The sequence below is a fragment of the Carboxylicivirga sp. genome (assembly GCF_982718395.1).
This window is the reverse complement of sequence record NZ_CEXQWX010000002.1, coordinates 40579-53297: the sequence shown is the minus strand read 5'-3', so window position 1 is coordinate 53297 and position 12719 is coordinate 40579. Positions and strand designations below refer to the sequence as shown.

Genomic DNA, 12719 nt, shown 5'->3' with positions numbered 1-12719 from the left:
TACTAAATACGAACAAGATCAAATAAAGTTTTGATGATTTTCAAATATGTGACTACCCTTATAATTTACATGATTAATCAACCTTTTTTTAAGATGAATTAAAGACTGCCTAAAGCATAAAAGTCAGCTTCGTTTAGATTCTCTTATTAAGCACAAAATAAATCGCCTGACCATAACTGATCAGGCGACAGATAGCAACTTTTCTCTTGTTCTTATTTTACAAATATTTTCTGCTCAAAGGTATTGTTGGCTCCTGAGATCTTAACGATATAAATACCTGGTTTCACTTTCAAATCATGGTTAAATTCTTCCCCTTCAAACTCCTTATTCAACACCTTAACTCCTGTAACAGTATAGATATCAATCTCTTTCCTATTTGTCTGCCATTTACAAGTTACTTTGAGCAATGACTCATTTTGTATATAAATTTTCACTGCTTCGTCTGAATCCTTATTTACATCCTCAATATCAGTTGGAACATCAACCTCTTTGGTTTTAAAATGCAACACGAAACGCTCATCATCTGCTCCTTCTTTACTGGTAAATTCATACTCTGTTTTATCGGTCATCTGTTTTAGAACACCGGCCTGTTTATCTTCCAGGTGTATTTCATAATCATCAGAAATTGATTCAATACCATCGATATAAATCAGATGTTTACCTTCCTGAGTGCGTACTCCTAAATCCTGTGTGAAATCGTCGCTGGATTCAGGAAGCACATTGATCACAGCTTTATATCCATCAATTATGGAATAGATGTATGAAAGATTATTAGTTTCAAAACGCTGTTCGGAATCCATCCTTGTAAATGCACTTGTTTCTCCTTCCCTTAAAGCAATTACCGCTTCATCTGTTACTTCAATTTCGTTAATTAGCTTAACCCTGATCTCGTTTTCATTTGACGAAATCACCGACTTGAGTGATGCTTTATTAATATCTTGTATGCGATTAGAAGCTTGCATAGTAACGTCTGTACCTGCTTTACCAGCATCTGTTTTAATATAAAATGCCTGCGATGGTGCCAAAATACCTTTAAATGCGGCAGGTGAACTAATGCCTGAGCTTATGTTATAGGTCTCAAATGTCTTATCTGCATTACTTGTTGAAACGGTTACATAAATTGTTCCCGCAGTGTTAGCAAAATCCCCCGTTCCCGATGGATCAGTCGGTAATTGATAATATGAAGGGTATGGATTAGCCATTACCTGCCACTCACTTTGTAATGCCCGACTATAAGATGCATCATTATTAGGCGTGCCAGTATGGCTTACTTCTGCTCCTGTATCTTTGACCTTCAACAAATATCCCTTTAATTCATTTTGTCCTGCCAGATCATATGTCCCTACGTTACTTGAAACCTTATAAAATGAACCGCCGTCCTGATAATCATACATGGCATAATCATTAAGCTGTACATTACGAATAGCTTCGTAGGAACTAGTTGTTGGATTCGAGATTCCATGCCCGACAAACCACCATCGAAGATTATCATACGTCCACTTAAATGATATATTACCAGTAACGGTACCATTTGTAATGATGGAACTAGGCTGATCATTTGTATTCTCAACAAGAACGGTCCCGTTGTTAATTACATCACCATCTATTGTCACGGCACTACCAGCCTGAATTGTCAGGGTGGCATTACTTGCGACTTCCAGGTTATTCATATTAGCATCTCCTGATATAATCGGATAAGTGTCGCCATGATATGGATGCTCAGGAATAAAAATATCTGTCGTTCCATCAGGAACATTACCGGTTGACCAGTTTTGTGGCAGTTCCCATAATGGTGAAGCACCTAACCATCCGTCAGAAGTAACAAAGACTATATAGTCCTCGGATTCGCCTGTTCCTGAACCACAAGGATTACCCGGATTACTCTCACCAGTGAATTGTACCCTCATGCGGGTGGTACCCGTTACAGCATCATTTGGAACATCAATTACATCCGTTCCTGAAATAACAACAATCCCTGTACTATTTGTATTTCCAATTGTGAATCGTTCTCCACTATCCAGAAAGTCTTCATCCTGATTCCAATCAACCCAAACCCAGGCATAACCACTGCCACTTGCATTATAGCCACCAATGGTAATATCGTATGTTTCTCCTTTGGCAAATGTTGTCTCCTGATCTAAATATTCTACATATCCACCGTCATCACCTGATGAATTATCCAATGTATTAATGATTACATTGGCAATGTATCTATTGGTCGACGTATGCGTTGGCTGACAATAATTTGTAATGGTAACCGGGTCTGAATCACCAGAAACCAGGCTACCAGAAGCTGCACTTAAGGTAACCGTACCTGTTGAACCAAAAGTCAGGTTTGAAAATGAAGCTGTTCCACTTACAGGACTAGCACTTGCGTTATTCATAGCAATTGATCCTCCGGAGCCATCGTTTGTCAATGAGATAGCTGTTCCGAAACCTATATCAACATTGCCATTTTCATCTGTGGCTGCGACTTTAACAATCTGACCTAATACGGTATTAACTGTTGCATTGGATGAAGGTTGCTGTGCAAATTGTAATTCTGTAGCAACGATTTCAATTGTAACAGCGCCGCTTTCTATAGACTGATCTACAACAAAATCATCCCCCCATCCGGTTACTATTTCATTATTGTCCAACTTAAAGTCAAAAACATCTCCATCATTTATGCCTGCTCCATTTAAATCAGATTGTAGCCAAATCTTTAACTGATAGGTTTCTGAAGCAGTGTTATCAATGATAATATTGGTTCCGGAAGTATTAAAAGTAATGGCTGAACTGGTTACTGTACCTGCTAGACCATTTACATCAACATCAGGTCCAAATAACATGGCTCCTGCTATTGCATCACTCCAATCTGCTATATTATTGGCCGTTCCTTTACTAATCACCAATTGCTGAATAAGGGTTCTTTCTTCAGGTGGCAACAGTAAACCGTTCTGCGAATTATTATCCTCTAATGTAAATTCAAAAACCTGCAGTGCTTCTGTTGAGGTATCTAGCAATGAACTTATTGAAGCTGGTGATGAACTACCCTGACTGACTGTTGATGTGGCTGTATAAATTCCTCCTATTTCTATATTATCGATACTGAATCCTGGAGTGTTTCTTGTATTATTATCATCATTAACCCATCTAAATTCAAGCGTTTGATCACCAACTGTCCCACAAAAAGATGTCAAATCAATTACGGCACTCTGCCAAGTACCATCGTCACCCTGATATTCTGCAACCCCACTTACCCTCACGTTATTAAACCAAACCTCTCCATAATCGCGACCAGCTTCTCCCTGACATCTCCAATCAAAAGTTAAAGTTGCAGATTGCATGTTCTCCAAACTAATGTCTACCTTTAATTCAGCATTTCTGGTATCATTTCTATCATAACGAGTGTTAACCCCAGTAGTACTTGTTGTAATATAAGCACCCTGACTACCTTGTGAAAACATTTGACTACCGCCAAGCCACCATATAGTATTCGTCGCATGACTTGATGTTCTGGTCCACTCACTATAATCTCCATCTTCCCAATACTCAGTAAGAAGTGTTACCTTATCTGGCGTACCTGCATTTCTTTCAGTACCTGAAGAGTAAGTACCATTTCGAGCAGACCATATTTTGTAACTATAAGTGGTGCTATATTTTAATGGCTCATGCTGATACGTCTCCAAATCACCAATATAAATGATGGTACCTCCACCTGCAAGAACATCTCCTACTGTATATTCTGTGCCTTCCTCCAGGTCGCCTATACTCCCCGATTCAGAAACAGCTATTATGACATCATCTCCATACGCATTTTTTGTCCAATCTAAGGTATTATACAAGTCATTCAGATTGGTTGCACTAAAGGATGCCGGATCTGCTATTGTTCCGGTTATACTGATGTTATCAATACATAATCCAGGATTTTGCTCTGCTCCGGTGGTATTATTATACCATTTAAATGTCAGCTCGCTGATATTGCCTGTATAAGAAGACAGATCGATGGTTTCCTGATTCCATTGCGTATCTGCATCCCTATATTCCTGACTTGAAGAAATTCTGGAGCCATCTAAATAACACTCTCCATAAGCCCGATCTTGTCGTCCATCCGCTTTCCACCAGAATGTTAACCCTGCTGTTTCAAACCCTCTTAAATCTACACTTATTGTCAGATCTGTATTTGTCCACTGAGAATTATCATAAGCCGCAGTAACACCTTTATCGTAGGAGATGTATGCTGATTTTGAACCACTTTGGGAATCGGCGCTACCATTTACCCAATTATTATATGATACGGCACTAAAATTCCATTCATCAACATCACTTTCAAAATCTTCGGTATATGGCAGATCAACAGGAATGGAAACTTCTTCTGTTATTGCACTTGAATAGGCATTGGCATTAACAGACCAAATGGTATAATTGAGTTTTCCAGAGAAATTACCTGTATGGGAATATGAGTTTGCTGATCCTATATATACAACTTTACCTCCTCCTTGCAGGTAATCCCCAACTGAATATGATACGCCGCTTTCTGGTCTTCCAACAGCACCAAAAGACGAATAGGCGATGATTACATCATCATTATCTGTACTCTTGGTCCATAATAAATCAACCTGGTCTGAAGAAACAGCTGTACCTGCAAAGCTTACCGGACGGGCCACTTCACTACCTGTAATTCTGATTTCGTCAATACATAGTCCCGGATCCACACCAGAAGCCCAGTCACAGTAAAACCACACTCCCAAATCAAATGTGCTGTTAATATAACTTGTTATATCAATTACCTCTTCAACCCAGGTTTCCTGGCTGACCAAGGCATCGCTTATTAGGGTATTATTTTCATATATCTCTCCGCGATCGTATCCTGCTTCTCCTACACATTTCCAGTAAAATGTCAACTCCGCACTTTTATAACCCGAAGGTATAGCAACACTTTTCTCAAGGCCTACCCAACCATTGCCCGTCTCATCATAGGTTGCTGATACTCCATTATCCTCAGACACATAAGCTGAGTTGCTTCCCAGATAGGCTTCCGCTGAACCAATTACCCATTGATGATCGCCCGATAAAGAGCCTAATGTCCAACTATTTGCATTTCCACTTTCAAAATCTTCGTAAAAGATGGTAGCTGCACTCAACATTTCAATTGATAGCTTAACTGCCTTTGAATATTCCAGCGATCCATTAACTGACCATATTGTCAGATAATTATCCACTCCTGCTGTTATATTAGTTCCAGCTAAGGAGGTTGCCGAACCATTATAGATAACGGTTGCACCACCTAAGCTATTACCTTCAGCATAAGTGGTACCGTCAACAGGAACAATTGACAAGTCACTCGTTGCAATGGTGATCATTACATCATCATTACTTGCATTTAATGTCCAGCTTAAATCAACAGTATTGGTTGTCAGGTTGGTATACGTAAAACTTGTTGGCTCGTCAACCGAACTGACCAAACCTATATCCTCCAAAATATCATTGAGTACATCGTTACTTCCCTGCTCGTTTTCCAGATCAGTAAAATCACCTTCATCATTTGTATCGTCAAAAGTGCCACTTCCATTATTATCGGTAACTGTGCCATCAACATAAACATCAGTACCGGTAACAATACGAGTCCAGGCATTACCATCTAAGGTCAGATCACCACCAACCACAAGCATACCTGTATTATTAAATACGAAATCAGCAATTTGAGCATCTCCTCCGACCACTACTGTACCATGTAGTTCATGTTGGTATCCCCATCCGGCGTCTTCCAGATAAAGATTACCATGAACAATGAGTGTTCCACCATTATCAACAATAACTTCTTCATCAGCTGTGAGGTCTCCAAAAATTTCAAGTGTTCCTCCATTAAAAACTCTTAATATTCCACCATTGTCATTAGTAAAACTACCTTCAACAATGAATTTCCCTTCAACGATGGCGCTATATCCCCAAAGATCACTCCCACGGGCATCAATACTATTACCACCTCCCTGGTCGGAACGGGTGATCTCAGCTCCGGTTGAGATTCGAATTGAGTTATTTAATGTGCCATTGGCAGGAGGTTGCGATCCGCTCCACGAACCAGCCTCGTGATATCCTCCAGTTACCGAATTACTTGTGTATTGTGCATAGCTCACTCCTGTCCCCAACAGAAGCACAGCAATCATTGAAGCAATGAAGTTGTATCTCATATCCTCTTTTAATACTTTTCAACATCCTGCTATCTCCCCATAACATAAACAGAACCTCCCCAATTCAGCAGTAAAAGTTTATACGCAAATATCAGCATTGGTTACCAAATTAACTTTAATTAACAAGATGATATTCATCACTAAACAGTATATACGGATCGTATCTTTATCTACATAATGGTTGTAAAGATACGATCCATAAAAAAGAAACTTGCACAAAAAAGCCCCCTTACCGGAGGCTTACTTTTGATATGCTGTAATATACTATCGTATAAATACCTTTTGTTGATACCTGGATTGGTCCGCGGTCACCTGAATAATATAAACACCGGTTGTCAAACGTAATGACTTGTTGTAGATGTTACCCACAAATTCGTCTTTTGATACCTCTTCACCAGAAATTGAATATATCGATACATTCTTTTTATCTGTTTGCCAATCACACTTAATTGTTAGTTCATTACTACCTTCAATATAAATGGCAACTCCCTCGTCCACCTTCTCTTCACTTACAGAAGTAGCAACCTGCACCTTTTTCAAATGCAATACAAAACGCTCATCAAAGTCTCCTTCCTCAGTACTAAACTCATAAATGGTTCCAGTCTGCATATTCGTTAAAACACCGGTTAATTTATCTTCCAAAGTAATTTCACAATCACCATTAAGAGATTCAATACCATCAATGTACAGCTGATGATTACCGGTTTGGGCTTTAATACCAATTGCCTGGATTATATCTTCATCCACAGGTGGCAACACATTAATGACAGCTTTTTTGCTTTCAACCACCGAATAAATATATGATACACCATTGCTATTAAAGCGCTGTTCTGAATCCAGCTTTGTAAAACCTGATTGTCCACTATCAAAAAAAGCAATTACAGCCTCGTCGGTCGATCCATTTTCATTCTTCAGCTTTAATCGTAGGACATCACTTTCTGAGCTTTTCTTTGCCGATTTAAGTTGCGTTGTTACTGAGTGCATTCGATTGGCTGCCCGCATTTTAATATCGCCTGCACTATAGGTTTGTACATAAAATCCTTGGCCCGGTGCTATAACACCTGTAAACTCTGCAGGTGAGCCAATTCCTAAAAGTGAATTAAAGGTATGGTACACCTTGTCTGAGTTGCTGGTAGATACAGTTACATAGATATCTCCGGTCGTATTATCAAAATCAGTTCCGGCACCTGATTCGGTAGGCACCTGATAATATGACGGATAAGGGTTAGCAATCACTTGCCAGTCTGTTTGTAAGGTCTTAGTATATTCTGCATCATTATTAATCGCACCACTCATTGTCAGTGGTGTATTGTCATCTTTTACTTTAAACAAGTATCCTTTTATAGGACTCTGAGCAGTGAAGTCATAGGCTGTTTGGGATATTTTGGCAAACACATCCGGGTCTTGATAATCGTACAGCACATAATCATTGGTACCTCCGTTAGTTGTTAATATATCATCATAATCAGATATGTTTGCATCTGAAATAGGATGACCAATAAACCACCAACGGGTATTATTATAAGTCCACTCAAACTTAATATCGCCTGTTACATCTCCATATACTATGAAGGAAGTAGGAGTAGTATTTGAGTTTTGAACAATCAGTTCAGCTCCACTCTCGACGGTAATGTTTCCTAAAATAGATATCTGACTACCTTGCGAGATTGTAAAACTGGCTCCTGTTTTAACGGTTAAATCCTGTATGGTTAATACTGACGGGCATTGCGGCAATGAAGCAACATTATCAATAATCACCTCATCCAACGAACCGGGAACTTCGTTACCACTCCAGTTACCCGATGTGGCCCAATCGCTTGATTCAGATCCATCCCAGTTATATGACACTCCTGTATTATCAACATTGTCGGAGATTATATCTATTAATTCATTATCATTAGAATCGTTTAACAAATCTTCTATATCCAATGGTTCATTGGGCAAATCAATATCTACACCTTCATTAGCATCCGGATCGAGCAAATAAACATCGCCAACTATCCCGTTTACATTCCCGCTTGAATTCGTTAAAACTCCACCCACAACTAAATTACCTGAAACACCCATATCTGTATTTTTCAGATCCACATCACCAAGTACAATAACGTTACCACTTATATCGCTATTCGTATTTTTTAATGCCATATTTCCATGTACAATAAAAGTGGCACCAGAACTGATAATAATCTTCTTGTTATTGGCATCGAAGAAGTTTCCTAATACGATAACAGTATCGCCACTGGCAATTGTATAGTTAGATGATAATGTATAATCAGAACCTGCAGAACCCCATTCTGTAGTTGCCGCCTCCATTATAAGAGTGAAATGAATAAAAACAACAGCCAGAAAATATTTATGTATATGTCTCATAATCGTTGACTTTTTAATTCAAGTAACATTAACAACTATCGACTTGCGATGGTTTTGTTAAATATAACGCTACTCATATTGGAAAGTTACATAAGCATCTATGAATAACACTTTTAACTTGACAACCGTCATGATTTAATTGATTAAAGGATATTTAAGTCCTTTATTACTTACTGAAATAATAAAACGGAGGCAAAGGTAATATCTTTGGCATATATAAAAAGCCAGATCAATAAGTATCACAATTTTTGAAATGATAATGTTTACAACTCCAAACGTGGATGCTTATTTATGATATGCGGTTATCCTATCGTACAAATACTTTTTGCTGATATCTGCTTTGTTCTCCAGTCACTCGAATAACATAAATGCCTGACGTCAAGCGCAATGATTTATTGTAATTGTTACCAACAAATTCATCCTTTGAAACTTCTTCGCCAGTCATTGAGTATACAGCTACAGTCTTTTTATCAATGTGCCAATCACATTTAATCGTTAATCGATTATTGTTCTCAATATAGATTTGAACTCCTTCTGCTGTATGTTTGTTTTCCGTCTGTTCTTCAATAGAGGTGGCTATCTGTGATTTTTTTAAATGCAATACAAAGCGTTCTTCAAATTCACCTTCCTCTGTACTAAAGTCATAAAGGGTTCCTTTATGCATATTCATTGTGACACCTGTCAATTTATCTTCCAAAATGATTTCAATATCCTCATTAAAGGATTCAATACCGTCAATGTACAGTTGATGTCTCCCATCTTGAGCCTTTACACCGACAGTTTGAAGAATGTCCTTATTCACTGTTGGCAGAACATTGATGACAGTTTTTTTACTTTCAACTATTGAATAGATATATGATACACTATTATCATTAAATCGCTGTTCAGAATCTATCCTGGTAAAACCTAATTGTTCATCATCAATAAATGCAATAACAGCCTCATCTGTCAAACCATTCTCATTTTTTAACTTTAATCGTAACACATCGCTTTCAATGTTTTTCTTAACTGATTTAAGCTGAGTTGCTACCGAATGTACCCGATTGTCTGCCCGCATTTTTATACTACCTGGCGAATCTGTTTGCACATAAAATGCTTGTCCGGGTGCTATAATACCGGTAAACTCAGCCGGTGATCCAATGCCCAAAAGTGAATTAAATGTATGGTATACTTTATCTGAATTGCGGGTTGATACGGTCACATATACATCACCGGAAGTATATTCAAAATCAGTTCCTGCACCAGATTCTGTTGGTAATTGATAATGTGACGGGTAAGGATTGGCTATCACTTGCCAATCTGTTTGCAGAGTTTTTGTATATTCTGAACTATTATTAATTGTACCACTCATAATCAGTGGCGTATTATCATCCTTAACCTTAAATAAATAACCTTTTATCGGACTCTGCGCCGAGAAGTTATAACTTGTTTTAGAAATTTTGGTGAACACATCGGGATCCTGATAATCGTACAACACGTAATCATTAGTTTCGTCGTTTGTCAGCAAGATATCATCATAAGATGACATCTGTGCATTGGAAATGGGATGACCAATAAACCACCAACGGGAATTATTATAGTTCCACTCAAATGTTATATCACCAGTAACGTTTCCATGTACGATAAAGGATGTAGGATTGGTGTTAGAATTGTAAACCTTTAAAACAGCGTTTGTTCCAATATTTATATCCCCATAAATAGTAACCTGACTACCTGTTGGAATCGTTAATTCTGTGTTGTCTTCCAGTGTCAGGTTCCAGGCGTAGTATTGTTTACTAGTACAAAGAGTTGAATAGTTTGAAAGTCCGCTAGAAATGGTAACATTACTTGTGGAAGTTGGCACATTACCTGAAGCCCAGTTACCAGCTACATCCCAATCGGTTTCGCTACCTGATACATCACCCTGCCAATCGGTCCTGGGTAGTAAATTGGTATCATATCCTGAATCCTCAATAAAATCAACTAAAACATCTTCTTCCAGGACAGGGGGATCTGATCCAATCAAATCTGTTATATCACCGTCTGCACTTCCCCCGCTATAACCCCAATCGTCAGGATCACTTAAATATACATCTCCACTGCTTGTTTCTCCACTTCCTCCGAATCCGCCCTGAAAACTGTATTCACCACCAACAACCAGGGTACCATTATTATCAACACCAACATTGGTTCCATACAAACTCTGCACGGTCAGGTTACCGGTTACAATTAATGTTCCCTCAACAGTTAGGCGGGGACTAGCTAATGCTTCCACCGTTAGATTGCCATTTACAATCATCACACCATCTTCGTCAATATCGACTGTGCGAGAAGTAATATTGCCATTAAAAGTTACTTTTCCGTTGCTATTAATAGTTATTGAGTTGTAAGTGGCTCCTGCAAAAGTTAAATCCTGTCCGCTTGTTACAGTTAAATCCTGAGCATTACTTATGTACGAAAGAAAAGTAATAGCTATTGTTATCAATAGATATTTACAAAAGGGGTTCATGTTTGGTGATTTTACCCCGTTTTACGATCTACCCATATTAAGGTCATCCATTATTCAACAAACCATCAAAAATCATTGATAATCATACAAAAAACAGTGACCAACATAAATACAATATATTAATCACCTTATTCATCTAATTATCAATACTTGAGATTCAATTTTTAATTCATTTGTATTGATAACAAAAACTTAGCAGATATTTTTATATTTTAATGCTTCCAATTTCAAAAACTAAACCACCATAAAATGCCACTAAAATTCGGACTTGTACCTAACACTCTTAAATCGCAATCGGGTAAATATTTGGCTGTGCCAAGTGATAACCAATCGTATAATCTTGAGGATATTATTGAAATAATGATACAAAGGGGAAGCACTGTTACAAAAGCTGAAGCTCTGGCTGTTATTGAAGAGTATCACGGGGCTATTGAAAACCTGATTAATAACGGTCATACGGTAAACACAGAACTTTTTTCCATCTCAGGTTCGATTAAAGGGAGCTTTGAAACGCACAATGAACCCTACTCTCCAGACAAACACCTGGTACAAATCAACATTAAAGCAGGCAATCGCTTAAAAGCCTGTTGCGAAACAATTAAACCCCAAAAGATTATGCTTAAAACCCGACAACCAACCATAAAGCACCTGGTGAACCACATTAAAAATGAGACAGGTAATAATTTAAGTGCCGGACACATCATTACAATAAAAGGTAAATACCTGAAGTTTGATGAAAGTGATCAGCAACAAGGCGTTTTCTTTACCTGTAATCAAAGCACCAAAGTAAGGGCTACAAACATTATTAAAAACAAACCTTCTGAGTTAATGCTAATTGTACCTGATAAGCTGGAAAAAGGTAAATATCAATTAGAAATCCGCACTATTATTTATCGCACCAAATCAATCAGAATATGTAAGTGCGATATATTAATTAGTTGAGAATAATACAAAATGAGCAAAATGAAAGACAAACGAATATTTCTTCCTTTATACATTAAATCATTAATTATAATAAGTGATCCATTTGTTCTTTTGGGCCTCTTGATTTCTATTCCTCCCATTATTTTTGGATTAGAAGTTTTTGATTTGGAAAACATGAACATAACCTTAACATGGACGATTATCCAAGCTTCAATCCTGACAGCATTAGGACTTATCAGGTCGATAAGACGAATAAGCATTATAGAATCAGCAACAACATTTGCAAACGGTATCGCCGTTGGAGAAGTAGTCTTGCTGGATTCAAATAAAATAAACCATCACAAAACAATGTTTAGACTGAGCATTGAATTCCAAATTGAGAATAATAAATCAAGTATTATCAAGAACTATTATCTCATAAATAGCAACATTTCGAAAAGTAAGTATGACTATAAGTTTGTATTTGATGAGAACAATCCGAAAAAGGCTGTCTTAATTAATCTACTGCCTAAATTGGCGAGGAACTACATTCGAAAACTAGAAGATACCATTGCCAATAAGCTGCAATAGAGCATTAGTTATTCGGCAAATCTGTCAAGTCTTTGCAACAATGACCAACACCAAATCAGTGATTTGGAATTTAAAGCTGAAAAGCTAAAATCAAATACAACTCTTTGGTTCAAATCAACCTGAAAGATTGCAAGTTAAAATCCCCATACGCCACCATGCTGTGAAGTCGTTAATACGCATACATTCTATTTCTA

Annotated in this window: 5 protein-coding genes; 2 read left to right on the top strand and 3 right to left on the bottom strand. The window is 37.7% G+C overall.

The window, feature by feature from the left end:
• Positions 1–212: 212 nt before the first annotated feature.
• The 3 genes from AC4MRQ_RS00800 to AC4MRQ_RS00790 form a co-directional block, all read right to left on the bottom strand.
• Complete coding sequence (locus tag AC4MRQ_RS00800; RefSeq protein ID WP_491195726.1) at positions 213–6173, bottom strand: DUF8693 domain-containing protein; 5961 nt, start codon at positions 6171–6173, stop codon at positions 213–215.
• A 264-nt stretch (positions 6174–6437) separates the two neighbouring features.
• A complete protein-coding gene (locus AC4MRQ_RS00795; protein ID WP_491195725.1) occupies positions 6438–8543 on the bottom strand; it encodes a DUF8693 domain-containing protein in 2106 nt (701 codons plus the stop codon).
• 307 nt (positions 8544–8850) lie between these two features.
• A complete protein-coding gene (locus AC4MRQ_RS00790) occupies positions 8851–11031 on the bottom strand; it encodes a T9SS type A sorting domain-containing protein (RefSeq protein WP_491195724.1) in 2181 nt (726 codons plus the stop codon).
• Between the two features lie 249 nt (positions 11032–11280).
• On the opposite strand from AC4MRQ_RS00790, the gene AC4MRQ_RS00785 reads away from it, so the two are divergent.
• Both AC4MRQ_RS00785 and AC4MRQ_RS00780 read left to right on the top strand, forming a co-directional pair.
• Positions 11281–11973 (top strand): DNA-binding domain-containing protein, encoded by a 693-nt coding sequence (locus AC4MRQ_RS00785; protein ID WP_491195723.1) that lies wholly within the window; start codon positions 11281–11283, stop codon positions 11971–11973.
• A 21-nt stretch (positions 11974–11994) separates the two neighbouring features.
• Complete coding sequence (locus AC4MRQ_RS00780) at positions 11995–12525, top strand: hypothetical protein (protein WP_491195722.1); 531 nt, start codon at positions 11995–11997, stop codon at positions 12523–12525.
• Positions 12526–12719: the final 194 nt, after the last annotated feature.

Excerpts from the sequence above, each read along its gene's own strand:
- AC4MRQ_RS00800 (WP_491195726.1), bottom strand. The coding sequence starts at position 6,173 with ATGAGATACAACTTCATTGCTTCAATGATTGCTGTGCTTCTGTTGGGG.
- AC4MRQ_RS00790 (WP_491195724.1), bottom strand. The coding sequence starts at position 11,031 with ATGAACCCCTTTTGTAAATATCTATTGATAACAATAGCTATTACTTTT.
- AC4MRQ_RS00795 (WP_491195725.1), bottom strand. The coding sequence starts at position 8,543 with ATGAGACATATACATAAATATTTTCTGGCTGTTGTTTTTATTCATTTC.
- AC4MRQ_RS00785 (WP_491195723.1), top strand. The coding sequence starts at position 11,281 with ATGCCACTAAAATTCGGACTTGTACCTAACACTCTTAAATCGCAATCG.
- AC4MRQ_RS00780 (WP_491195722.1), top strand. The coding sequence starts at position 11,995 with ATGAAAGACAAACGAATATTTCTTCCTTTATACATTAAATCATTAATT.